Annotated in this window: 24 protein-coding genes and 1 tRNA gene; 9 read left to right on the top strand and 16 right to left on the bottom strand. The window is 67.5% G+C overall.

Annotated features, from left to right (window positions below):
- Positions 1-199: 199 nt before the first annotated feature.
- On the bottom strand, positions 200-1,603 hold the full coding sequence (gene gltX, locus ACFQ4H_RS02420; protein ID WP_377566419.1) for a glutamate--tRNA ligase: 1,404 nt from the start codon (positions 1,601-1,603) through the stop codon (positions 200-202).
- Positions 1,604-2,657: 1,054 nt separating this feature from the next.
- Between gltX and ACFQ4H_RS02415 the strand changes: the two genes are divergently transcribed.
- Positions 2,658-2,730 (top strand) — tRNA-Arg (locus ACFQ4H_RS02415).
- A gap of 198 nt (positions 2,731-2,928) precedes the next feature.
- Here ACFQ4H_RS02415 and ACFQ4H_RS02410 read toward each other — a convergent pair.
- The 4 genes from ACFQ4H_RS02410 to ACFQ4H_RS02395 all read right to left on the bottom strand — a co-directional run bounded on the left by ACFQ4H_RS02410 (position 2,929) and on the right by ACFQ4H_RS02395 (position 5,707).
- Positions 2,929-3,069: a hypothetical protein gene (locus ACFQ4H_RS02410; protein ID WP_377566417.1), complete on the bottom strand. Its 141-nt coding sequence runs from the start codon at positions 3,067-3,069 to the stop codon at positions 2,929-2,931.
- 81 nt (positions 3,070-3,150) lie between these two features.
- Positions 3,151-3,750: a hypothetical protein gene (locus ACFQ4H_RS02405; protein WP_377566415.1), complete on the bottom strand. Its 600-nt coding sequence runs from the start codon at positions 3,748-3,750 to the stop codon at positions 3,151-3,153.
- Positions 3,751-3,834: 84 nt separating this feature from the next.
- On the bottom strand, positions 3,835-4,398 hold the full coding sequence (locus tag ACFQ4H_RS02400; protein WP_377566413.1) for a dihydrofolate reductase family protein: 564 nt from the start codon (positions 4,396-4,398) through the stop codon (positions 3,835-3,837).
- 589 nt (positions 4,399-4,987) lie between these two features.
- On the bottom strand, positions 4,988-5,707 hold the full coding sequence (locus ACFQ4H_RS02395; RefSeq protein WP_377566411.1) for a hypothetical protein: 720 nt from the start codon (positions 5,705-5,707) through the stop codon (positions 4,988-4,990).
- A 405-nt stretch (positions 5,708-6,112) separates the two neighbouring features.
- Between ACFQ4H_RS02395 and ACFQ4H_RS02390 the strand changes: the two genes are divergently transcribed.
- Complete coding sequence (locus ACFQ4H_RS02390; RefSeq protein ID WP_377566409.1) at positions 6,113-9,007, top strand: BTAD domain-containing putative transcriptional regulator; 2,895 nt, start codon at positions 6,113-6,115, stop codon at positions 9,005-9,007.
- A 46-nt stretch (positions 9,008-9,053) separates the two neighbouring features.
- Here the strand turns inward: ACFQ4H_RS02390 and ACFQ4H_RS02385 are convergent, their stop codons facing one another.
- Positions 9,054-9,866 (bottom strand): ABC transporter permease, encoded by an 813-nt coding sequence (locus ACFQ4H_RS02385; RefSeq protein WP_377566406.1) that lies wholly within the window; start codon positions 9,864-9,866, stop codon positions 9,054-9,056.
- Positions 9,863-10,888 (bottom strand): ATP-binding cassette domain-containing protein, encoded by a 1,026-nt coding sequence (locus ACFQ4H_RS02380; RefSeq protein ID WP_377566404.1) that lies wholly within the window; start codon positions 10,886-10,888, stop codon positions 9,863-9,865. Before ACFQ4H_RS02380 ends, ACFQ4H_RS02385 begins: the two co-directional genes overlap by 4 nt.
- A gap of 87 nt (positions 10,889-10,975) precedes the next feature.
- Here ACFQ4H_RS02380 and ACFQ4H_RS02375 point away from each other — a divergent pair, with 87 nt between their 5' ends.
- The gene (locus ACFQ4H_RS02375; protein ID WP_377566402.1) at positions 10,976-11,422 is read left to right on the top strand and encodes a DUF6228 family protein; all 447 of its coding nucleotides are present in this window, start codon (positions 10,976-10,978) and stop codon (positions 11,420-11,422) included.
- Positions 11,423-12,513: 1,091 nt separating this feature from the next.
- Here the strand turns inward: ACFQ4H_RS02375 and ACFQ4H_RS02370 are convergent.
- The gene (locus ACFQ4H_RS02370; RefSeq protein ID WP_377566400.1) at positions 12,514-12,972 is read right to left on the bottom strand and encodes an SRPBCC family protein; all 459 of its coding nucleotides are present in this window, start codon (positions 12,970-12,972) and stop codon (positions 12,514-12,516) included.
- Positions 12,973-13,042: 70 nt separating this feature from the next.
- Here ACFQ4H_RS02370 and ACFQ4H_RS02365 point away from each other — a divergent pair, with 70 nt between their 5' ends.
- Positions 13,043-13,597, top strand: coding sequence for a hypothetical protein (locus ACFQ4H_RS02365; RefSeq protein ID WP_377566398.1), 555 nt, complete (start codon positions 13,043-13,045; stop codon positions 13,595-13,597).
- Here ACFQ4H_RS02365 and ACFQ4H_RS02360 read toward each other — a convergent pair.
- Complete coding sequence (locus ACFQ4H_RS02360; RefSeq protein ID WP_377566396.1) at positions 13,549-14,091, bottom strand: hypothetical protein; 543 nt, start codon at positions 14,089-14,091, stop codon at positions 13,549-13,551. The genes ACFQ4H_RS02365 and ACFQ4H_RS02360 overlap by 49 nt on opposite strands.
- A 156-nt stretch (positions 14,092-14,247) precedes the next feature.
- On the opposite strand from ACFQ4H_RS02360, the gene ACFQ4H_RS02355 reads away from it, so the two are divergent.
- On the top strand, positions 14,248-14,901 hold the full coding sequence (locus ACFQ4H_RS02355; protein WP_377566394.1) for a hypothetical protein: 654 nt from the start codon (positions 14,248-14,250) through the stop codon (positions 14,899-14,901).
- 273 nt (positions 14,902-15,174) lie between these two features.
- Here the strand turns inward: ACFQ4H_RS02355 and ACFQ4H_RS02350 are convergent, their stop codons facing one another.
- Positions 15,175-15,333: a hypothetical protein gene (locus ACFQ4H_RS02350; protein ID WP_377566392.1), complete on the bottom strand. Its 159-nt coding sequence runs from the start codon at positions 15,331-15,333 to the stop codon at positions 15,175-15,177.
- A gap of 280 nt (positions 15,334-15,613) precedes the next feature.
- On the opposite strand from ACFQ4H_RS02350, the gene ACFQ4H_RS02345 reads away from it, so the two are divergent.
- A complete protein-coding gene (locus ACFQ4H_RS02345) occupies positions 15,614-16,084 on the top strand; it encodes a hypothetical protein (RefSeq protein WP_377566390.1) in 471 nt (156 codons plus the stop codon).
- Here ACFQ4H_RS02345 and ACFQ4H_RS02340 read toward each other — a convergent pair.
- Positions 16,074-16,778, bottom strand: a complete 705-nt coding sequence (locus tag ACFQ4H_RS02340) for a S1 family peptidase (protein ID WP_377566388.1) — start codon at positions 16,776-16,778, stop codon at positions 16,074-16,076. The two genes, ACFQ4H_RS02345 and ACFQ4H_RS02340, sit on opposite strands and share 11 nt — an antisense overlap.
- A 136-nt stretch (positions 16,779-16,914) precedes the next feature.
- On the bottom strand, positions 16,915-17,868 hold the full coding sequence (locus ACFQ4H_RS02335; protein ID WP_377566386.1) for a DNA adenine methylase: 954 nt from the start codon (positions 17,866-17,868) through the stop codon (positions 16,915-16,917).
- A gap of 453 nt (positions 17,869-18,321) precedes the next feature.
- Between ACFQ4H_RS02335 and ACFQ4H_RS02330 the strand changes: the two genes are divergently transcribed.
- Complete coding sequence (locus ACFQ4H_RS02330; RefSeq protein ID WP_377566384.1) at positions 18,322-18,990, top strand: SRPBCC domain-containing protein; 669 nt, start codon at positions 18,322-18,324, stop codon at positions 18,988-18,990.
- 173 nt (positions 18,991-19,163) lie between these two features.
- On the opposite strand, the gene ACFQ4H_RS02325 is transcribed toward ACFQ4H_RS02330, so the two are convergent.
- Both ACFQ4H_RS02325 and ACFQ4H_RS02320 read right to left on the bottom strand, forming a co-directional pair.
- Complete coding sequence (locus tag ACFQ4H_RS02325; RefSeq protein WP_377566382.1) at positions 19,164-19,670, bottom strand: SRPBCC domain-containing protein; 507 nt, start codon at positions 19,668-19,670, stop codon at positions 19,164-19,166.
- Entirely contained in the window at positions 19,603-19,986 is a 384-nt protein-coding gene (locus tag ACFQ4H_RS02320; RefSeq protein WP_377566380.1) for an ArsR/SmtB family transcription factor, read from the bottom strand. The genes ACFQ4H_RS02325 and ACFQ4H_RS02320 overlap by 68 nt, the downstream gene beginning before the upstream one ends.
- Before the next feature lie 120 nt (positions 19,987-20,106).
- On the opposite strand from ACFQ4H_RS02320, the gene ACFQ4H_RS02315 reads away from it, so the two are divergent.
- Positions 20,107-21,300 carry a glycosyltransferase gene (locus ACFQ4H_RS02315; protein ID WP_377566378.1) on the top strand — a complete coding sequence of 398 codons (1,194 nt, stop codon included), beginning with the start codon at positions 20,107-20,109 and terminating at the stop codon, positions 21,298-21,300.
- A 28-nt stretch (positions 21,301-21,328) separates the two neighbouring features.
- On the opposite strand, the gene ACFQ4H_RS02310 is transcribed toward ACFQ4H_RS02315, so the two are convergent.
- The gene (locus ACFQ4H_RS02310; RefSeq protein WP_377566375.1) at positions 21,329-22,507 is read right to left on the bottom strand and encodes a serine hydrolase domain-containing protein; all 1,179 of its coding nucleotides are present in this window, start codon (positions 22,505-22,507) and stop codon (positions 21,329-21,331) included.
- Positions 22,508-22,623: 116 nt separating this feature from the next.
- On the opposite strand from ACFQ4H_RS02310, the gene ACFQ4H_RS02305 reads away from it, so the two are divergent.
- Positions 22,624-23,169, top strand: coding sequence for a hypothetical protein (locus ACFQ4H_RS02305; protein ID WP_377566374.1), 546 nt, complete (start codon positions 22,624-22,626; stop codon positions 23,167-23,169).
- 211 nt (positions 23,170-23,380) lie between these two features.
- Here the strand turns inward: ACFQ4H_RS02305 and ACFQ4H_RS02300 are convergent, their stop codons facing one another.
- On the bottom strand, positions 23,381-23,683 hold the full coding sequence (locus ACFQ4H_RS02300) for a hypothetical protein (protein ID WP_377566372.1): 303 nt from the start codon (positions 23,681-23,683) through the stop codon (positions 23,381-23,383).
- Between the last annotated feature and the right edge of the window lie 50 nt (positions 23,684-23,733).

Raw genomic sequence — 23,733 nt, 5'->3', positions numbered from 1 at the left:
GCTCTGCCCCTCGGGTCTTTCTGCATCGGGACGTGGATCGGCCGCCGAGAGACGGGTACGTGGAGCCGGGATGACGCCATCTTCCACAGATGCCGATCCGCCCCGAACAGGGAGGCGGATCTTCCGGAAAACGCTCGGGGAGCGGATCGATCGACGACCAGGTTGACCGACGGATCGATCCGCCGGTCGCAAAGGGGTGTCAGCTCAGGCGGTCGAGTGCGGCTCGCAGGCGAGCCAAGGTTCGCTCACGTCCGAGGATCTCGATCGACTCGAACAGCGGCAGCCCGACGGTGCGGCCGGTCACCGCGACCCGTACCGGTGCCTGCGCCTTGCCAAGCTTGAGCCCCCGCTCGACGCCGATCGTCTCCAGCGTCGACTTGAGCACCTCGGCCTGCCACTCGCACGTTTCATACGCCTCGACCACGGCGGCCAGCAGGGCCGGGGCGTCAGCGTTCATGGCTTTCGCCCACGCTGCCTCATCGGCGGCCGGCTCATCGAGGAACAGGAAGTCGACCATCGGAACAATCTCGGAAAGCACCGCGATCCGGGTCTGCGCCAGCTCAGCGACAGCAGCAAACGCGCTGGCGTCGTACGCCTCCGGCCGCCACAGTGCAGTCTCACCGCTCAGCCACGGCTGGCACGCCTCGACAAACGCCTCCACCGACAACGCCCGGATGTAGTCCCCGTTGAAGGCCCGGAGCTTCTTCACGTCGAAGAACGCTGGCGAGGGGTTGACGTCCTCCAGCCGGAACTCCGCCACGATGTCACCCCAGGGCAGGATCTCCCGATCACCGGACGGCGCCCACCCGAGCAACATCAGGTAGTTCCGCATCGCCTCAGCGAGGTACCCCTCAGCGCGGAAGTCCTCCAGGGCCACCCGGTCCCGGCGCTTGGACAGCTTCTGCCGCTTCTCGTTGACCAGAATTGGCGCGTGCACCCACACCGGCGGCTCAGCACCCAACGCATCCCACAGCAACTGCTGCTTCGGCGCGTTGGGCAGATGCTCCTCAGCCCGGATCACGTGGGTGATGCCCATGACCATGTCGTCAACCACGTTTGCCAGCAGGAACACCGGCGACCCGTCGCCACGGGCGATCACGAAGTCCTCGATCAGCGCGTTGTCGAATGTTGGCTTACCGCGTACCAGGTCGACAATCACAGTCGAGCCGTCGTCCGGCGTACGGAACCGCAACGCCCGGCCTTCCCCAGCGGGCAGGCCGCGGTCCCGGCAGAAGCCGTCGTAGCCCTTGTGCTCGCTGCCCGTACGCGCAATGACCTGATCCCGAATGCAGTCGCAGTAGTAGGCACGCCCGGCAGCGAAAAGCCGGCCGATGGCCTCGCGGTGGTGCTGGGCATAGTCGGACTGGAACAGCGGACCCTCGTACTCACTCGGGCCGATGCCAAGCCACTCCATCGCATCGAGGATGCCCTGAACCCACTCCGGGCGGTTCCGCGCCGCGTCCGTGTCCTCGATCCGCAGCACCATCGTTCCGCCCGACTGTCGGGCCAGCACCCAGTTAAACAGGACCGATCGGGCGTTACCAACGTGGAACATACCCGTAGGTGATGGTGCGAATCGAACTCGGATGCTGGAGCTAGTCACACAACGCAGCCTACCGACTGTCAGATGATCATGCCTGGCAATATCGACGTCGAGGCTTTCAATCAAGTCACAACCAAATGGCTCCCCATCCTCGATCTCGTTCTTCTCACCAGCTCAAATGCCCACAGCCGGGACCGCGATTGGTCCTGCCGATCGCCTTCAGACCCTTCACCGACAGTGACAGGACGAATTCGTCCGCCCCGGGCACCGAGGCTGACGCTCGCGAACGATCCGCAGGTCGCACGTGAGTACCACGTCGCGTGCATCGCACCTTGACCAGATCAACGTGGTCATGGTGTTCCAACTGATCTATCTGGTCGCGATCCGCGTGTTTGACGCCCTGTTCGTCGTGGCCCGCAGTGACAGTGCGCAATCGCTGAGCTATCCAACAGGTATTTCCAGTCGATGCGGCCCCGGACCGCGTCAGCCGGCCAATGCACTACCTGGTCGCCGAATCGATGCTGGGCGCGGCTGCGGCAACTGCGGTGGCCCGATCGCACCCGCGCTGATCGCGCACTGGTCAGGACAACAAAGGACCTCTTGTCTAACGACCTCGTGCATGGTTGCGAATCCTTGAGTCGACATCGAGATCGCCACCAAAGACGGTCAAGGACTTCGGCGTCGTCAAGCATCGAGCGCGCGCTGGGCTGGCTCATGCAGCACCGCTGGCTCGTGCGCGACTAGGAAGCCCGGTCCGACAACTCCGCCAGCATGATCACCTTCGCCATGACCAACAACCTTGCCGAAGCGCCTCACCGACGAAACCGCCCCCAACCTGGCGAGACACCTAAATGCACATCGCTCACAAACAACGTGAATCAGACACCCTCTGGTCGGGATGGAAGTGGGGCGCGTCCGCTTGAAAGCTGCTCGGTGAGTCGTGGACACAGATAGGCAGCTATAGGTAGGAGCGGGTACTCGTGCGTACCCAAGCATCGCTGGCTGCCCGATGTGTGCTCCGCCGGTCGGAGCAGCGGCGACGAAAATCGGTGGGCACGGGAGGGCACTCCTGGGCGCTCGCGGGTAACCGCTGGCAGGTAAGCTGGGCACTCGCGCCCTCGTAGCTCAGGGGATAGAGCAACGGTTTCCTAAACCGTGTGTCGCAGGTTCGATTCCTGCCGGGGGCACCTCGAAGATCAGCAAAAACGCCACCTGACCAGCAAATACGCTCTCGCGTCAATCGGTCGACCTGTGCAGTCAGATGCCACCCGAAGCCGCCGTTTGTCTCCATCCACGGACTATTCACGGATTGATCTTGAAGACGTTTTCCCAGGTCGCACCCGCTGTTCCGGCCAAGATCCGGATTAGTGACGGCATCAGCGAGGCTACGTATCCGGACCGCCCAACGCGTCCTCGATCCGCTGGTTGGCCGTCGCCTCCTGGCCGTCGATGCACTTCGCGTACACCTTCAACAGCACGTCGACCAAGTGGCCGGCACGTGCCGCGACGTCGGTTTGCCGGAACACCGGAGTTCAGCCAGAGCGACACCGCCGCGTGCCGCAGGTCGTACGGACGCCCGGCCAGTGGCTACGTCACCTGCGCCGGAGTCAGCGCCAGCTTCCGTGCCGCCTTCCGCGCCCGCGAGTACGTCGACGAGGCCACCATGCTGCCGCGCTCACGGCGGAACAGCCGCCCATCCTCAGCGACCTCGAACCGGTCAATGTGCTGCCGCAGCATGCCGACCAGTTCCGGCGGAATCGTACGCCCCGAGGCTCCGCCGCAGCCCGATGCTTCAAGCCCCGCCGGTCGTGCACCTCACCACTGTCCGTCCACCGCTTGCCCAACTGGGGCCGGTTGTCGACCAGCGTCAGCCGACCCCACCCGGTTGCCGGAAGGTGGCAGTCCTGCTCCCGCAACGCCAGCGCCTCACTGGGCCGCAACGCGGCGAAGTACAGACAGGCGAAGAACGCCACCAGGCGCACACCCCGACCGACCCGACCCCGCTCCCCCACGTACGAAACAGCGGTCAACAACTCCCGCGCCTGACGACGGTTGAGCACCACCCGCCGATCAACCGACTCGGCGACCTTCGTTCGCTGCGCCGGTACCCGGATCTTGTCGACCGGATTGAACTCCAACGCGCCCAGCTCCACCGCGTACTGAAAAACGTTGTAGAACACCGACCGCTTACGCCGAACCGTCGTCACAGCCGCCAACAGGCCATCGAGTTTCAACGCCAGCGGCGTCCAGCGCTTTCCGTACCGTGGCCGTTTGGCCCACCTCGGTCGCGCTCAGCGCTTCGTCTCGTACCTGGTCAGGATCACGCCGCCGGGAAACGTCCGCGTCTCCACCAGGTTCAGGTTCACCCAGCCGTCCAGCGCACTGAAGAAGGGCGTGCCGCCGCCCACGAGGACCGGATGGGTGACGATCTCGTACTCGTCGATCAGCCCGGCCCGCATGGCTGCCCCGGCGAGCGTTGCGCCACCGACCCTCATCGGCCCGCCGTCCTCGGCCTTGAGCCGGGTGATCTCGGCGATCGCGTCGCCGGTGACCAGGCGAGCGTTCCAGTCGACCTTGTCGATCGTTGAGGAGAACACCACCTTCGGCGTGTCCCGCCAGTTCCGCGCGAACTCGATCTGCGCCGGGGTGGCGCCCGGCTGCTGGTCGCCGGTCGGCCAGTAGGCGCTCATGTTCTCCCACAGTTGGCGCCCATACAGAAACAGGCTGATCACCCGCTCCTGATCGAGCCACCACTGGAACAGCTCATCGTTCGGCTCGCCCCAGCCGAGGTCGTCGCCGGGCGCGGAAATGTAGCCGTCCAGGGTCAGGTTCATGCCGTAGATCAGTTTCCGCATAGCGCCATGCCTTCCGTCAGTCGGTCTCGGAAGACTAGACCAATCGAGCGGAGGAAACTGATCGGCGCGCAATCTGTTCGTACGGACCGGCTGCTGACCCTCGCTCAAGACTTCCAAGCCGCTCGTCCCGTACACCTTGTTCGTGCCATTAGCCTGCCATTAGGGCGGGTAAACCACGGTCACTCGCGAGCATTGGTCGAGGCACTTACCCGCGGCGAAGATGCCTTCATGATGACTTCGCTCGATTTCCCAAGCTGCCGTTTCAGCAGGTCAGAGGCCACGCATCGGCAGAGCCGTACTTTATTCCTAAACCGTGTGTCGCAGGTTCGAATCCTGCCGGGGGCACCTCGAAGATCAGCAAAACGCCACCTGACCAGCGGATCAGCTTCCCAGTCGATTTGACCTTGTAGGCAGCCGTAGGCCGCCCTCAGCCGCCGCTTGTCGCCAGTCATGCAAAACACATGCAACGATCTTGGTCGAGTTTCCGCAGGTCAGACGACACAAATGCAACGAGGCCGCAGCGTCAGCCACGACCTCCCGCACCCTACCTGTAATCGTCATCGGCTCAGTGCCACCTCGATCCGCTCGCTCACTCGGCAATCGTGGCCAGGAACTTCCGCGCAGCCTGTTCCCCGGCTTGATCCTTGGCCCAAATGCCCCAACGGCTGCGAGCAGCACCTTTATAGACAGCAGCGAACGTGTGCCAGACGTGCACTCTGAACCCCTCCTGCTCCCACCACTGCTCCGTATGCCCGGACGCCTCCGACAACAGGGTCAACCCGGCTGTGCCCGCTTCGATCGCATCCACAGACACAAGCTCGTCAGGCCGCACGCGCATCCACGCGGTGCACTCCTGGTAGATGGCCTCGGCCTCAAGTAACGCATCGACCGATGGGAACACGGGCACATCAGAAGCGGTGAAGTCGTATGCAAAATACGAAACCTCGCCACTGCCCCGAAGCCAGACCTGGTGCGGGTGCGCCACGCTGTGTTCTAGGAGATCCGACATCGGCCCCACATCGTCCGAGTCATAGTCACCCGCATCCCACGGCCACGGCCCCAGCGTGACTACCTCGTCGAAAGACCATGCGACACTACGGAACCGCAGCCCTCCGTACCGTGCCTGAATTCGTCGGAGCAACTCCAGAGCCGGCTCGACGTCCACTCCCGGCAGCCCGCCAAGCGTCGACCTAAGCTCGGCGTCAGTCGGCCCCTCCGCTACATCAAACGGCACTCTGTCGGCCCGATCGGCCAGAAACCGCTGTGCCCGCTCAGACAGCCCTGTCGGATCATCCAAGATGTGTCGCATGCGTTCATGATCCATGTCCACGCATCAGCCATGACCTCCGCGCCCTACCCGTGATCATCATTGGCTCAGCGCCACCTCGATCCGCTCGTTCATCCGGCCAGGGTCCCCGTCAAGGCACTTCGCGTACACCTTGAGCAGCACATCGACCGAGTGCCCCGCCCACTCCGCGACGTCCGGAGCCGGGAGGCCACCGTTTAGCCAGAGCGAGACGCCCAGGTCGTACGGCCGCCCCGCCTTCTTGCGACCACGGGGCTTGTTTCGGCTGGATACATGCCTACGACGCCGAGAAGGACGCCCTGGCTGGCCGGGGGGTACCGGTAAGACGGAGGTGTCGACCACGCGAACCGCCGAGGCCCCCGGACCGGGCTCTACGCTTGGGTGAGGCGACGGGGGGTGCTGTGCGAGATGAGCCGTCTGACCGTTCTGGACGAGGTGGCCTGGGAGGGCCGAAAGCTCCCAGGTGACCGTACGGCCGCATTGTTGCGGGCGCTTGTCGGTGCCGGGCCCGGTGGGCTCAGCGAGGACGCGTTGGTCGACCAGGTGTGGGACGACGGTGTCCCAGCGAACCCCCGCAAAGCATTGCAGGTAGTGGTATCGCGAGCACGGTCCGCAACTTCGGGTGACGTCATCGAGCGCACCCGGAGCGGCTACCGGCTCAGTCTCGCCGCGAGTGAGGTCGACGCCTGGGCGCTGCGGCCGGAGGGGCTGCGGCTGGCCGCCGAGGGCCGATATGCCGACGCCCTGCCGCTTCTGGAACGGGCGGTCCGCGACGACGACACCGAGGTCGTCACCGCCCTGCTACGAGCCCTCGCGGGAGTACGGGGTGTGCCCGCCGCGCTGACCCACTTCGAGGAGTACCGGAGGCGGCTGGCTGACACGCTCGGGATCGATCCGTCGCCCGAGCTGCGGGCATTACACGCCGAACTGCTGGCCTCCGATCGGCCGGTGCGCAACGGGTTGCGTTTCGACGCCGACCGGTTGGTGGGTCGGGAGGCCGATACCGCCGCATTGCGCGTCCTGGTTCGTACCCACCGGGTGGTCTCGATCGTCGGCTCGGGCGGCCTCGGCAAGACACGGCTGGCCCATCTGGTCGCCCGGTTGGCAGAGCAGCCCGTCGTCCACTTCGTCGAACTCGCCGGCGTCACCTCGCCGGAGGGGGTCGCGATCGAGGTGGCCGACGCGCTCGGCGTACGCGACACGGCATCCGGCCGGGCGGTCACGATGCGTCCAGCCGACCTGCTGACCCGTCTGGTCGACGCGGTCGGGACCGTACCGGGGCTGCTGGTGCTGGACAACTGTGAGCACCTGGTGGAGGCCGCCGCCGACCTCGTGTCCGCGCTGGTGACCCGTACCCCCAACCTGACGGTGCTGGCCACGAGCCGGATCCCGCTCGGCCTGCCCTCGGAACGCACGTACCCGCTGCCGGAGCTCCCCCCGGACGAGGCGGCCGTGCTGTTCGCCGAGCGGGCCACCGCGGCCCGGCCCGGGGTGGTTCTGCACCCGGCCGAGGTCCACGACCTGGTGGTCAGGCTCGACGGGCTGCCGCTCGCGCTGGAGTTGGCGGCGGCGAAAGTCCGATCGATGAGCGTCGCCGAGATCACCCGGCGGCTGGACAACCGTTTCGCCCTGCTGCGCGGTGGCAGCCGGACCGCTCCCGAGCGCCACCAGACCCTGCTGGCGGTCATCGACTGGTCGTGGAATCTGCTCACCGAGGAGGAACGCGTCGCGCTGCGGCGGTTGGCCGTCTTCCGGGACGGATTCTCCCTGGACGGGGCCACGGCGGTGCTGGGACACGATGCTCGTGAGGTCGTCGCCGGGTTGGTGGAGCACTCGCTGGTGGTGGTCCGGGAGACCTCGACGGTGCGATACCGGCTGCTGGAGACGGTGCGCGAGTTCGGCCGTATGCAACTTGTCGACGCCGGTGACGACGCGTTGGCGGACCGGGCGCTGACGGCGTGGGCGGCCGAGCTGGCATCGCAGGCCGGTCACCGGCTGCACACCCCCGACCAGGTCGAGACGATGGCCCGGGTACGGGAGGAGGAGGGCAATCTCGTCGACGTCCTGCGCCGCAGTCTCGCCGAGCGTGACGTTCCGACCGTAACGGTGCTGTACGGGGTGCTGGCCGGTTTCTGGGTGATCGAGGGTTCGCATGCGAAGGTGCTGAGCCTCGGCTCCGCTGTCGTGGAACTGTTGCTGTCGGCGCCGACTCCGCCGGAGCTCGTTGCCGGTACCCGGGTATGCCTGGGCATCGCGGGAACCAACGAGATGATCCTTCGCCGGGCGATAAGCGAGCCCGTGCTGAACCGTCTCCGCGAGCTCGGCCCGGGCCCGGAGCCACAGGTCGCGTCGATGGTCCGGTTACTGGTGGAGTTCGGTGTCACTGCGGACCAGCAGGCCGAGCGGTTGGCGGCGTTGGGCGATGACCCTGACCCGACCGTCGCGCGGCTGGCCCTGCTCTGGTCTTCGCACGCCTACGAGAACCTCGGCAATCTTGCCGCTGCCCGCTCCGCCGCCCGGCGGGCGCTCGACCTGTGCGACGACGCCAACGGGCCGTGGATGCGCGGCACCCTGTCGGCGACGGTCAGCGGCCTGGCGCTCCAGACCGGTGATCTCGTCGAGGCCGGGGCTTACGCCCGGGCGGCGCTGCCGGTGTTGAGGGCGCTGGGTGCCTATGAGGACCATGCGCAGATCCGGGCCGGTCTGGCGATGCTGGCCCTGCACGAGGGCCGGCTCGACGAGGCTGAGCGGATCTTCGACGAGGTCGCGAGCGAGGACGGGGCACAGGCCCTGTTCAGCGGTGCGATGGAACTGATGTGTGGCCGGGCCGAGTTGCTGCTCGCCCGGGGGGAGACGGAGGCCGGGCTGGCGGCGTACGCGGCGGCGGTGACAGCGATCAGCGAACGCGCGATGCCGGGCCTGCAGGCCGTCGCCTTCGCACCGTGGGTGATGTTCTCCCGGGCCGCGTTGGTCACGGCCTTTGCCCGGTACGGGCGGTCCGCGCGCGGCGACCGCGACACACTCGTCCGTGACGCCCGGGCCGTCCTCGGGCAGGAGGGCTTTCTAGACGTACCGGTGCTCGGTGGTGTCCTTTTTGCCCTTTCGGTGTGGGAACTCACCTTCGGTGACCGGGGTGCCGGCGCGACGCTACTCGCCTACGCCGACCGGTTCGCGTTCAACCGGATGCTGCCGAGTTTCGACTGGTCGTGGGCGACCTCGCTCGCGCAGCCGGCCCAGATCGCACCCGGCGATCCGGTCCAACTGCGCGAGCCACTTCAGGCCCTGCTCCGGGGCCTGGCCTAGACCTTGCGGTGGTACGACGGGCAAGACCTTGCGGTGGTCAGTACAGCTAGACCTTGCGGTTGTACGACCGTACGGCCAGCGGTGCGAAGACCGCGACAACCACGGCACAGCCCAGCAGTGCCCAGGCGACGTCACGGGTGAGGGTGCCGTCGTTCATGAGGTCACGGATAGCGTTGATGACCAGCGAAACCGGGTTGACCTTCACGAAGGCCTGTAGCCAGCCGGGCAGGGTGTCAGCCGGAACGAACGCATTGGACAGGAAGGTCAGCGGAAACATGATCATCATGCCGGCCCCCTGTACTGCCTGGGCCGTCCGCAGCACCGTGCCGAGCCACGCGAAGATCCAGGACAGGGACCATCCGGCGATGACCACGAGGGTCCACCCCGCCGCGACGCCGACGAACCCGCCGCCGGGACGGTAACCCATCAGCAGGCCGGTGATGATGGTCAACGTCGCGGCGATGCCGTACCGCAGCAGGTCGGCGGCCATGGGCCCGGCCAGGGGCGCGATACGCGCCATCGGCAGTGACCGGAACCGGTCGAAGACGCCCTTCTCCATGTCCTCCCGCATCTGGGTGCCGGTGGCCATGCAGGCGGTCAGCGACGTCTGGGCAAGGATGCCCGTGATGATCGTGGGCAGGTAGCTCTTCACGTCTCCCGCGATCGCGCCGCCGAAGATGTACGTGAACATCGCCGTGAAGAGCAGCGGCTGGACGACGACGTCGAAGAACTGCTCCGGATTGCGTTGCATCTTCTTCAGCGCGCGCCAGGCCATGGAGAAGGTGTGGCTGGCCGTCTCGCGCAGAGACGTGTACGGGTTCAGGCGGCGTCCCGCCGCGGGGATGATCAGCGTGCTCATCGGGACTCCTGCGCGTCAGAGTTGGTTTCGGTGTAGTGGCCGGTGATGGCGAGGAAGACCTCGTCGAGGGTGGGTTGGCGGACGGACGCGGTCGAGATGCCGATCTCGGCCGTACGCAGCGCGATCAGCACGTCGGCGGCGCGGTTCGGGTCGGGCAGGGCGATGGACAGGCCGCCCGCCTCGGGCGTGAGCGCTGGAGTCTCGTGGAGGATCTGCGCCGCCAGCCCCGCCGCCTCCGCCGTACGCCTGGCGTCGGTGAGCTGGACGTAGAGAGTGGAGTTGCCGACGCCGGCCTTGAGCTCGTTCGGTGTGCCCTCCGCCACCTTGCGACCACGGTCGATGACCGCCACCCGGTCGGCAAGCTGGTCCGCCTCGTCCAGGTACTGAGTGGTGAGCAGCACCGTGGCACCGTCACGGATCAGGTCGCGGATGGTGTCCCACATCTGCCCGCGGGTGCGGGGGTCGAGCCCGGTCGTCGGCTCGTCGAGGAAGATCAGCGGTGGCTGGGAGATGAGCGACGCGGCCAGGTCGAGCCGGCGCCGCATACCGCCGGAGAAGGTCTTGATCTGACGGCCGGCGGCGTCTTCCAGGCCGAACCGGCCGAGCAGATCGGTGGCGCGCGCCTTCGCTGCCTTCGACCGCAGGCCGAGCAGACGACCGAACAGCCAGAGGTTCTCGGCTGCGGTGAGGTTATCGTCGACCGAGGCGTACTGCCCGGTGACGCCGACGAGCTGCCGGATCTGGTGGGGCTTCGACGCCACATCGACGCCGAAGATGCTGGCCTGGCCACCGTCGATCGGCAGCAACGTCGTCAACATGCGCAGCATCGTGGTCTTACCCGCCCCGTTGGGCCCGAGTACGCCGAAGACCTCCCCGGTACGGACGGTGAGGTCGATGCCGTCGACGGCGGCGACGTCGCCGAAACGCTTGACGAGTCCGCTGGCCTCGACGGCCAGATCGGCCCCGGGCGGGGAGGCTTCCGTGGCGATGGCCGGGCGGGCGATGGCCTGAGTGAGGTTCATGGCCAAAACTTTGGCGCACCCCGCCTTCACCCCGGCATCACACCGGTTTCACGGGCCTTCATCCGCAAACCGGCGATATTCCTCGCTATGAGCGAACCCTTCGTCCTCGCACCGCCCAGCGGTCCGCGATGGGTCATTCACCCGCTTGAGGACTTGTACGGCGACGGGTACGTCTACGCCGCCGCGACCGAGCTGCACGATGACGACATGAAGGCCTCGACCGTCGCGAAGTTCGAGGGTCTGTTCGTCGGGCAGCACCATGTCAACATGGCGAAGTTCGTCGAAGCGCTCGCGGCCGGCTGGTCCGGCTGGGACGGGGTCCGCCGTTGGTGGTCGCTCGAAGAGGAACTCGAACTCGACGCACGCCACGACGGGCGGGGCTACGTATCGCTCGGGGTGACACTCCGAGCATCGGGCCTCGACCTGGACGACACTCGCTGGTCTGCGCGAACCGTCTTCAAGCTTGAGGCCGGTGAGGAGATGACGCGTCTGGCTGCCGACCTGACGTACTTCCTCCGGCCGCAGCCCGGCTAGGAGCTGTCCCTGACCGTGCCGGGGCGTTGTCGAAGGCCGTAATTCTGGATTCGTCGCGGTGGCTGCTGTCGTGGTGCCCGACGTTCCGCTGTGCCGCTCGCTCCTGCACGAAGTAGTCGCCGAGGTCAGCGAGGAGACGCGCACGGGCAGCGGTCAAACGTGCCGCGTAGTCCGGCATGAAGACCTCCGCCAGCGACTTGTCCAGGGTGCCGCTGATCCTGTGCAGCGCTGACCACACAGCGACATCTTCGTCAGCTATGGCATCGAACCGCTCTGTGCCGATCACCCTGTCGAGCCAGTCGGCGAGGACCAGTGCCTGATCCCGGGTCAGCTTGATCGTGAAGTCGTCGACCACCGCGCAAAAGTAGCCCGAGCTCGACCGGCGCACGACCGAGTGGTCGGCAGGCACGGCAACGTCCGTTGCCGGAAGACCGGAGTTCTGCCAGAGCGACACCGCCGCGTGCCGCAGGTCGTACGGCCGCCCAGCCTAGGGGGAGGTAACGGGCACCGGCACACCGCGCTGGCCAGGCGCTACCGGCAGGTCAGCCTGAACAGACCGCGAAGCTGGCGGCGCGCATCGTTCTTGTTTCTGCCCGTGCGATGGACGACAGTCGCAACGTGGGCAGGAGCAATAAACGGAAGCGTCTGGCGGAGATTGGACGGCGCCTTAAGGAGCAGCACGACGAAGACTGGGTCCTACTGGGGTCGGCCGATGACCGGGTTGCCGCAGTGGCTCAGGCGTGGCGGGGCCTGGCTGATCTTGGCGTTGATCTGCCGCCACGCTCTCGGCCGACCTACCGTGACTTCTGGGCCGCTGGCATTGCCGACACGGACATCAGGATCGATCACGCTTACCTCGGTCCGGAACGAGGTACGTGCATGATCCAGATCAGTGTTCGTGGGACGGCTCTGGGCTCAGCCCGCCGGGGATCCTGATCGGAAGCTCCGGCCCCGGACGGTCCCCCCGACTGCTGGACGATGAGGTCCGCATTCGCTCGGACGCCGTACGCCCCGTAGCCGGTCCGCTCCGCAAAGGGTGGGTGATCGCAGGTAAGAGTGCAACAGGGTGCCAGCGAGGCTCGTCGCAGGTCTCAGCCGGCGAGGCTGTGGGCGAGGAAGCGGTTCCTGCGTCCGATCAGCCGCTGAAGGTACGGGCGCAGGACCACCGCCGCGACAAGGGCACCGGCCGGACCGCCCGGCGCGGCAAAGTCGACGACGTCATGCATCACCGTCTTGGTCGGATCGTCCGGGTCAGGGTTGAGCATGTGTTCGTGACGCCAGCGACGGAAGGGCCCGTCGACCTGCTCGTCGACGAACCGGTGCGGTGCCTCGTACTCGGTGATCTGCACGGTCATCCGCCACGGGAGGCCGAAGTGCCGTGCCTGCCAGGTCACCGTCTGGCCGGGGCCGAGGCAGCCGCTGGTGACTCCATCGATCGCCCGTTCGCCGCTGGTGCCCATGGACACGGTGTGCACGCCGACATCGAGGCAGGCCGCGAACACGGAGTCCGGGCTGGCGGGGACCACCGTGACCAGGTCGATACGAGGCACGGCAAGCAGCGTAATCGGCCACCGATCACGATCTTCCAACCTGGCGGTGCGGCGTTGCTATGGTGCGCAGGTGTCGGACCCCGTGACCACCGCCGCACTGCTGCGCCCGCTCCCGGGTCGACGCCTACTCGCGGTGACCGAGGCACGGCACTGGTTCGACGAGCGGCCAGTGCCGGGAATTCCCGGCCTACTGCATTTCTGGCTGCACTTCGAGGGAGCGCCAGCCATCATGGCCCACGGCTGCGGTGAGCTGCTGATGCTCACCGAGGAAGAGCCCTACCCGTCGTACGACATGCAGGAGTACGGACGGACCGTGGTCGGACCGGTCCACCCCACCGACCTGCTCGGCGAGGTGGTTGGGCAGTGCCTCGTCGACGTTGGCCTGATCCAGGGGTACAGCACGCTTCCGACTGTCGGCGGGGTCCTGTTCCGCTTCGAGCGGACCGAACTGCTCGTCGCGACCCTGGCCGACGAATGGATCTGCCAACCGGGGCCGATCCCGGACGAACTCCGGCCGTACCTGTCGCTCATCGGTTGGCTGAACAGCCCTACGTCCCCGGCCGAAGGGCCGCCGGCTCAGGCGAAGTCGCGATACTTCAACTTGGCCCGCCGACCGTCCGGGTGATGCCAGACGATGCCCTCGTACCGAGGATGCGCCAGTAGCCAGTCACGCAGCCCGTCCAGGTCACGTGGCACCTCCAGCTGCTCGGCGTCGTCGTGTGGTACGAGTTCGTGGCGCTGCACGCCCTCGGGGTTCCCGTTGACTTTCGGGCCGATCAGCTCGTACGTGCCGACGCGCCGCTGTTCGTCCGAGTTGGCGAGGGCCTCGGCGTGGTACCTCGCGTACGGCGACTGTTCGATCGGTTCCCAGCCCACGGTCTTGCCGGTGACCTCGTCGGTCATCACCGGCCGGTAGTCGACCGGTCGCGGACGGCCCGGGCGGACCTCGCGCCGTGCCCACCAGGTGCCGTTCTCATCGAGCATCACGCAGGTGCCGTCGTACTTCCGCGTCGGTGTTCCCTCACCGTCGAGGACCCACTGGCAGACGGGATTGGCCTCGGGCAGGATGCGCTTCCGGTCGTCCGGGTCGCGGCGGAACACCGTGGGAATCTTGTTCATGTGGGCATGGTCTCACCGGCGCAAAACGAGTTTTCCACGTCCGGTTAGGACGGTCGTTCGTAATGCTCGGCTGTGGGCCGGTCCGCATCCGGCGCGGGCCGCACCCACGACCGTCATCTGAGGGGATCGCCGAGTATGCCGAATAGAGTCGGGGCCGTGCCAACAGCTGTCGACCCGCATCCGCTCCTCGGCTACTTCCTCGACGCCGTACACGGAAGGTTTCCACCCGACGACGGTGCCGTCACACTCGTACCGGCCCTACCCGGTGGTCTGGAATGTTCGGTCGCCTTCACCGGGCACGCGCTCGTCGCCACCGCACTGCCCGCCGTAGACGCTCACGCCTGCCAGCCCGACGGCTTCGGCGGGTCGTTGGCCCCGGACTTCCTGCGGTACCTCGCCGGCCCCACCGGATGGATCGGTGTCATCGACGCCACCCTCGCCCACCGTGGTGTCGGCGGCCCTCCGCGCCTACGACCGGTGACCAGTGCCGACGATCATCCTCGCGTTCAGCACGCGCGAGAGCTACGCACCCGGGTACGGGTCTTCGGCGACGAACGGGGTCTCGTCACCCTCGCAGCCGGGCTGGCTGGACGTACCGAGCTCAGCATCGAACTGCACCACCCGCAGAACGGCAGCCGGGGACACGGACGCTCCCTCATCTCCGACGCGCTCACCCTCGTTGCGGAAGGCGAGCCCGTCTTCGCTGCTGTCTCCCCGGGTAACGCCCGATCGCTACGCGCGTTCCTCGCCACGGGATTCACCCCGATCGGCTCGGAGGTGATCCTGCGGCCCCGTCGGAGTCAGCCGTGACGGCCGAACCGGACGGTGAACTGGCGGCGGGCTCGAAAAGGCTTTCCTCGCCCGCGACGAGCGGACGGATGACCAGGTCGGTCATGGGTTGACCCTCCGGACAGCGGGCGCCCCGGGTCAGATCCGCGTAGACGCCGGAACGCGGAGGGGGCGCAGAACATCGGACACGGTTCTGACCTCCTCCCAGCTCGACGGCGTGCCTGGAAAACTACTCGTCGGGTCTACCGGCCGCAACACGTCAGCCGATGGTGATCGGGCCAGGCCCGGACCGCGTCATCTGTGTTCGCTGGCGCGGCGGCGGTCGGCATCCTCGATCGCATGGCGTACGGCCAGGCGTACGACCCAGTAGAGCACCCCGAACATGATCGCTGACAGTGCACACGTGACGGCAAAACTGAAGAACAGGGCAGGGAATGTGCTGCCGGAAGTCATGCCTCAACCCTAGGCCGGCGGGGTGGGCGGGCGCTGTCCCGAACAGTGCTTCCCGCTCGTACCCTCCGCGTCGGCACCCGGCCGGTCGGCGGCGGCTGCCCCCTTGGACCAGGAATTGACGAGCTGTTCGGTTCCGGCGCCGGTGTTGGCGTCGCCACGCTCTCGGCACCCCGTTGCCGTGCCTGACAGACCACGTCGGCACTCTGCTGTGGCGGGCAGCCGCCGGGGTGGAGGCCCGCCCCCGCTCTCCCAGGAAGGCCCACTCGTGCGGTACGTCAGCGTGACCCAGGACGAATACGGCAACAACCTCGACCCCACGGCGTACGTAAAGCGCCTCCCCACCATCGCCCAGTCCCTGCCGGCCGGGGCGCGGGCGTTCGCTACCGACCCGGACCACTATGACTTCTTCAGCCGCCGGTGCGTCAAGGACCTGCTCCTCGACCGGGTGGAGTTCACGGACAACGGTGGCGAGGTCGACCTCCTGCTCGGGTTCCGGCACAACTGCTGGAAGCACGAGGAGGATCTGACCATCCGCTACCAGGGCATCCGGAGCTTCACCCTGGACCTACCGGAGAACGAGCCGAACTGGCGGCTGCTCCGCGAGGTGGTTCTGGACGAGATCCTGCCCGCGCCCGGCGGCTGCACCCATGAGATCGACTGCCTCGCCGGAACGGTACTGATCGCCTGTCGCGATCTGGAGGCGTCCTGGGCCGAGGCTGACTGTCCCGACAGGAACCGTTCTACGACGTGATGAGGGTGAGGCCGTACGCCGTCAGCACCTTGTTCACCGGCTGGAAGTAGGTCGTCCCGCCGTAGGTGCAGTCCCCGGAGCCGATGATCGTGATGCCCTGGGCCTGGTCGCCGGCCATGATCGGGGCACCGACCTCGTTGTAGCCGGGACAGATGTTGGTCCGGGTGAGGCCATACAGGACATAGGTGCCGAAGTAGAGCGTCTGCTGTTTGGCCTGGGCCACGCCGCACCGCAGGTAGGTCTGCGGTCCGTACTTGCAGACGCTGCCGCCGAGCGGCACCTCGGTCGACCCCTTGACGGCCATCGTGGCGTTCGGGCTGGTCCGTACCTCGCCGACCGGCACCCAACCCGGGGCGAGCCGTACCACGGCGTAGTCGCTGTTGGGGAACGTGACCCGATGGAACGTGCCGAGCAGGACGCCGTCCACCGTGTACGCGGGCGCGCCGACCTGTCCGCATCGGCCGGCGGTGACGAAGCCGTCGTAGTCGGCGGCCCGGACGGTGAAGCTGACCAGGCACGTTCCGCCGAGCGGCGAGCGGAAGACGTCGCCACCGCGTACCACGCCTGCGGTGGCCGGCCCGGCCCGGCCGGGGTCCGGCTGGTCCTGCTCGGCGGCCACAGCCGGGCCACCCGGTGTCACCGCGACCAGGGCAAGCAGCAGTGATACGAGGACGGTGACGGACCTGCGCGACATGGCGCGAGCGTAGCCAGTCCGAATCGATGGCGGTACATGCAGTTCGGGTCATACCGACCGCCCCCGGTCGACTGTCCGCCTTCCCCGTCGAGGGGGCAGGGCGGCTGTCCGCCTTCCGTATCGAGGGGCAGGGCGGTCAGGCTCGGGCCGGTGGGGCGTCGGCCGGCGTCGGACCCAGCAGCGCCGTCACCGCGTCGGTGCCCCCGAGTCTGGTGACGAGTGCCGGCGACAGATAGAGGGATTCGACGGTGTGGGCGGTCCTGCCGTTCAGCGTGGCCTGCGACGACTTTCCCGCGTACAGGTGCAGGTGGGTCAGGTCCAACGTTTCCGTCAGTGGATTTCCGTACCGCTTGGTGCCGGTGGTCCCATCGTAGGAAAGGATGAACGAGACGCTACGTTCGATGGCACCCCGCAGGCATTCGACGAATTCGGCGCGGGAAAGACCGGCCATGTAACGGTGGTCCCGCGCCTTCGAGACCCCCTCGTACGGCGGATCCAGATAGACGACGTCGTCGACCCCTGCCGTTTCCAGAGCTGCGCGGTAGTCCCGGGTAAGAGCGGTGGACCCGGCGAGGGTCTTCGACGTCCCTTCCAGCCGCCTCCGCATGATCTGCGGTCTCGCACCCAACCGCCTGTTGTCCGCCCCCTGGTTGAACTCTCCCTGACGGTTGTACCGAACGGACGACTTCACGCACCGGGCCAGCAGATACAGCAGGAAGTGGGGTTCACGGGTGGCGTTGAACTTCGCTCTCACCTCGTCGTAGTACCGACGGGGGTCGGCGTGCTGCGCTTCCCACAGGAGTTCGTAATCGTCCGCCAGGGCGGTCGGCCCGTCGAGGATGCGTTGCCAGAGGGCCATCAGCGGCTCGTTGATGTCACTGATCACGGCCATTTTCGGTATCGACAGGTGGGTGGCGGCAATGGAAATGGCCGCCGATCCGGCGAACGGTTCCAGCAGACTCTCGGTCTCCTTCGGGAGAAGCGGAACAATGGCGTGCGCCAACCGCCGTTTGCTGCCCTGATAGGGAATGGCATGTGGTACGCGGTTGAGGGATGCCAATCTCCGCGGAGCTATCGGAGCCGGTGTCATGTCGAACAGTCTGCCGCACCACACCGTAGGGCCTGCGGCGGCCCGCACGACCCACGGCCAGGCCGGACGATCCATGGGCAGGCCGCGGACGACCCACGGGCTGCCGGGACGGTCTACGGCCGGACTGCGAGCGGGGCTGCGGCGGGACCGTGGGCGACACCTGCCAGCGATCGTTCCGGCAGGGCAGCCGGCGCACTGACACCACGTCAATAAAATTCAGGCTTGACTTATATAAGCTCGGCCGAGAAGATGATCCGGGTACGCACTCAATGTCGCCGATCGGCCGATCGAGTTGTGCACCCATCACCGGTACGCAGTTGATCCCGCGTCCTCGACGACATGTGGCCCGTACGAGGAAACTCCACAGACAACTTGGCGACCACCAAGCGCCCTATTGGTAACACGGCCCGATTTCGATACGGGCGACAGCCAAACACGAGGGGTAACTTTTCCATGAACGACATCGTCGACGCGCTCAGCGCCGTTCGTCGAGAGACCGGGCACCGGCGGATTCCCGCAGGTGAGGGGCGTACCGTCGTATTGCGTCGGACGTACAACGCACCGATCGGAGATGTCTGGGACGCGATCACCGACGCCGATCGGATCAACCGGTGGTTCCTTCCGATCAGTGGTGACCTCCGGTTGGGCGGCAGCTTCCGACTCAAGGGCAACGCGCAGGGCGAGATCCTGCACTGCGACCCACCCCACCTGCTGAAGGTGAGCTGGTACTGCGGCGACGACCCGGCCGCAACTGACATCAGCGAGGTCGAGGTACGACTGTCCACCGGCACCGGTGATGTGACCGACTTCGAACTGGTGCACTCCGCGGTCGTACCGGAGGAGCAGTGGGCACAGTACGGCCCGGGGGCAACCGGAGTCGGCTGGGACCTGACCCTGCTCGGCCTCGGTCTGCACCTGCGGGGCGGCTCGATCGAGGAGCCCGATACGTGGGGCGAGACCGCCGAAGCCAGGGAGTTCATGACCCGCAGCAGCCAGGCGTGGGGTGCCGCGTACGCCGCCGCCGGCGCGACCGATGCCGAGGTGGCCAGCGCGGTCGGGAACACCACCGGCTTCTACGTTCCCGACCTGGCCGCCGCCCAGGGCGGGGATGCCGGGCACTGACCGGGTCGGCGTACCGGCAACCCGCGCAGCCGGGCCGCCGGCAGCCCACAGCCATACCGCCGGCAGGGCCACAGCCGTACCGCCCGCCGGTGTGGAACCGGGGCCGGCGGCGATTCCCGCTGAGGAATCCCCACCGCCCCAGGTTCCGTCCCGGGTCCGTCCCGGTCCGGCGATCAACTCCGGAGCGGCTTACCGGTCTCCACCAGGGTCTTCAGGCTGCTGAGCACCTCGGCCCAGCCACCACCGGCACCGGTGTCCTCCAGCAGGCCGCCGACCTGGGCTGCCGTACCGGGCGCACCGGCGACGTCATGGGTCACGGTCAGCGCCGTGACACCGCCCTCGATCTCCTTGAGCTCCCAGGTCAGCCGGGTGAAGCCCTCCCCCGTCCAGAGGGCGCGCCAGGTCTGGACCAGCTTGCGCGGCGGGTCCACCTCGATGACCTCGCCGTCGACCACCACCTCGGCGGCCTCGTCGGCGACCCCCGCCTCGTCCCCCTGGCAGGCGAGACCGTGCGCCTGGTAGGCCCCGCCGGGGCGCAGGTCGTACCGCGCCCGCGATCCGTAGAGGTACTGCTCGGTCCAGCCCGGCTGGGTGATCGCCTCCCAGATCGCCTCAGGCGTCGCCTTGATGTACACCCGGTAGACCTGGACCGTCGGTCCGCTCTGCGTCGTGCTCGTCATGTCCTGTCTCCAGTTCGGTCTTGAGATTGGTCAGCGCCGTGACGTGGTGTTCGGTGTACTTGTCGATCCACCGGTCGTGGATGAGTCGAATCGGCACGGGGTTCAGGTGGTGCAACTTCTCCCGGCCGGACCGACGGGTGACCACGAGACCCGCGTCCTCGAGGACGCGCAGGTGCTTCATCACACCGAAGCGGGTCATCTCCAACTCGGATTCGAGCTCGGTCAGCGTTCTGCCGTCCCGGGCGAAGAGCAGGTCGAGCAGGAACCGTCGAGTCGGATCCGCGAGCGCCTTGAACACGCGGTCGTCGTCCGTCACCAGGCAAAAATAGGTGACCAAAAGGTCACATGTCAAGGAAGGCCAGCCATCCACACCCCACGGGACGGGTACGTGCCAATCTCGGTTGGTGGCCGGGCGGAACGCCGGCAGGATGTCCCGGTGCGCATCCTCTTCACGTTCGCCGGTGGCAGTGGCCACTTCCACCCCCTGGTTCCGATCGCCCGAGCCGCCGAGGTCGCGGGGCACGTCGTCGCCGTCGGTTGCCGGAGTTCGATGGTCTCCGTGGTCGAGGCTGAAGGCTTCACCGCCTTCGTCACGCAGGTCGAGCAGGGTGGCGCACCCGTCCGGAGGCCACTACTGGAACTGGACGCCGACCGGGAGGAACGTGACCTGCGGGACGGCTTCGCCGATCAAATGGCCCGGGTCAGAGCCACGGGTGTACTCGACCTCTGCGCCACCTGGCAGCCGGACCTGCTGGTGTGCGACGAGGCCGACTACGGGGCGGTGGTGGCCGCCGAACGCCTGGGACTGCCGTACGCCACGGTGCTCGTACTGGTCGCGGGCTCGTTCGCCCGCCGGGAACTCCTCGCCGACACGTTGAACCGGCTCCGCGCCGACCACGACCTGCCGCCCGATCCCGAGCTGACGATGCTCAGCCGCCACCTGGTCCTGTCCCCCGGTCCGGCCAGCTTCCGCGACCCCGCGTATCCGCTGCCGGCCACCGCCCACTCGCTTCGTCCGTTGCTGCCCGCCCCGTCCGACGATGACGGTCGCATCGTCGACTGGCTCAACCGGCGTACCGACCGGCCGAAGGTCTACTTCACGCTCGGCACGGTGTTCAACCTGGAATCCGGGGACCTCTTCACCCGCATTCTCACCGGGGTACGCGAACTGGACGTCGACCTGCTCGTCACGGTCGGCCCGCACATCGATCCAGAGGAGTTCGGGCCACAACCCGAGAACGTACGCATCGAACGGTACGTGCCGCAGGCGTCGATCCTGCCGTACTGCGACCTGGTCGTCTCGCACGGTGGATCGGGCAGCGTGCTCGGCGCACTGGCGCACGGCGTACCCATGGTCCTGGTGCCGATGGGTGCTGACCAGCCCTCGAATGCGGTCCGCTGCGCCGACCTCGGCGTCGCGCAGGTGCTCGACGCCGTACGGGTCACGCCCGAGCAGGCCGGTACGGCGGTGGCCGCCGTACTGGCCGATCCCGCGTACCGGCAGGCGGCGGCCGTCGTCCAGGCCGAGATCGCGGACCTGCCCGGACCGGAGTACGCGGTGACGCTGCTGGAACGACTGTCGGCCGAGCACGGTCCGGTCCGGGTGGCGGGTGAGTCGGCCGCCGGTTAGTGCAGGTGGAGGGCCGTGCCGTGGGTGATCATCGGGTGGTGCTCGCCAGCGACACGTGCAGCGCCTCGACGAGACTCGCCGCCCGCCGGTCCGCCGGTGCCGGCTCGATCCGGTTCATCAGGTAGCCGAAGGCGATCCCGGTGGCCGGGTCGGCGTAGCCGAGCGACCCGCCATGTCCGGGAAACCCGAACGCGGCCGGGCTCCACCAGGCCATGTCGGGCAGCGGCAGGCCGAACCCGAGCGCCGGACGGGTCGGGGTCCGCAGCACCCGGTCGATGCCGTTGGCCTGTTCGGCGGTCGCGGCGGCGAGGGTGTCGGCGTCGAGGATCCGTACGCCGTCGACCTCGCCGATCAGGCCGGCGTAGAAGCGGGCCAGCGCCCGTGCGGTGCAGATCCCGTTCACCGCCGGTATCTCCGCCGCCCACACCGCCGGATCGTTCATGTCCAACGGGGTGGTCGTCACCGTCACCGATCGCATCACCAGCGAGGTCGGGTCCAGGTACGGCGCGAGCGCCTCCCGGATCTCCTCGGGCAGTGCAGCAAGGTCGATGTCGTCGGCCGAGATGGCCGGTGGCTCGACGATGCGGCTGACCCGGGGTCGCTCGGCCAGCGGCAGTCCGATCCAGAGGTCCAGCCCGAGCGGCTCGGCGATCTCCTGAGCGAAGAAGCTGCCCAGGCTACGGCCGGAGACCCGTCGGACCACCTCGCCGACCAGCCAACCGTAGGTGAGCGAGTGGTATCCGTGCTGGCTGCCGGGCACCCAGACCGGCGACTGCGCGGCCAGGGCGGCGACCACCGGCTCCCAGGCCAGCACGTCGGCCGTCGACATCGGCTGGTCGAGCACCGGGAGACCGGCCTGGTGGGACAGCAGCCAGCGGACCGGGATGCGTTCCTTGCCCGCAGCGGCGAACTCCGGCCAGTAGTCGGCGACCGGCGCGTCGAGCCGGAGTTGACCACGCTGCACCAGCAGATGTGCACAGGCTGCGGGGATGCTCTTGGTGCACGAGTAGACGAGTTGCAGCGTGTCCTGTTCCCAGTCCCGGCCGACGGTCGGGTCGGCCGTCCCGCCCCACAGGTCGACCACCTTCCGTCCGTGGTGGTAGACGCAGACCGCCGCGCCGATCTCGGCGCCGCTGCGCATGTTCGTCAGGAACGCGTCACGTACCGGTTCGAATCCGGGCAGCACCGTGCCGACGATCTCGGCCATCACTTCTCCTTCGCGGCAGCGCGGGCCATCGGGACGGCTCTCCCGTACGCCCGGCAGGGCCGTCAGGATATCCAGACGCAATATGTCAGGCAACCCTGACGAACTATCCTGGCCGGATGCGGATTCGGCTCGAAGACCTGCCCGGACACGAGGGCCTCGTCGGGCTGCGGATGCCGGACGGGTCGCTGACTGTTGCCCCTGAGGCGCAACCCGACGAGCCGGCCGACACACCACGCACCGGGCGGACCGGGGCAGCCACCGACGAGCATGCGCCGACACCGACCGCCTACCGCGCGATGTGCTCGTGCGGGTGGACCGGGAGTCGTGACCATCCGCCGACCGAGGAGGGAACCTGGTCGGTCACCTCCGAGTGGAGCCAGCACATGAAGCCGCTGTGGGCCGCGGCTGCGCCGGCCTGGCTACTGAACCGGTCCGACACCCTCCGCGACAGCGTGGCCGACCTGACGACGACCTGGCCGCTACAGGCGCTCGGCGTACTGGCCGAGGTCGAGCGCTGGCAGAAACCACTGATCGAACGGGCCGTCGTGGCCGCCCGGGAAGCCGGCGCCTCCTGGTCCGAGATCGGTACGGCACTGGGCATCACCAAGCAGTCGGCCCACGAACGTTTCAATGCCGCTGTACGTAGGACATCGCCCGACTGACGATCCGATACGGACGCAGACGCCCGTCGCGGACCGGGCCACGGCACGCCGACGCACCTCGCTGCATGCATCCCACTGCACGTGCCACCTGCCGTCCGCCGTCCGCCGTCCGCCGGCCACATCGGCCACATCGGCCACGTCGGCCAATGGGATTATCCGGCGGCGGAAAATTCACCGTGACGCGAAGGAAATTCGATTACGCCGGGCGGATTCACATCCGGGTCGCCTCAGCCTGACAAGGCCCGCGTTCGTTGATGTGCCAGTCGATCAGCGACCGGTCCGCGCCGGCCTCGATGAGCAGGTCGACCGCGATTATGGCGTACCAGTTGTCGGCGACGGCATGCATGGCCGCCGCCTCGGCCAGCAGGTCGGGGTCGGTGGACACGGTGGCGAGTTCGGTCAGCGCCTCCGCGCGGAGCAGTCCCTCGCGATAACCCCCGGCGTGACCAGCGGCGATCCCGTGAAGCTCCGCGACGGCGGCCCGCCGGTCGGCCAGTTCTCCTCTACTGCTCACGCCGAGATTCTAATCGAACACATGTACGAAATCCAGCCGCCACCCCGGCG

The organism is Micromonospora sonneratiae (assembly GCF_042679305.1).
Taxonomy (GTDB): Bacteria; Actinomycetota; Actinomycetes; order Mycobacteriales; family Micromonosporaceae; genus Micromonospora_H; species Micromonospora_H sonneratiae.
This window is presented reverse-complemented; position numbering and strand designations above follow the sequence as displayed.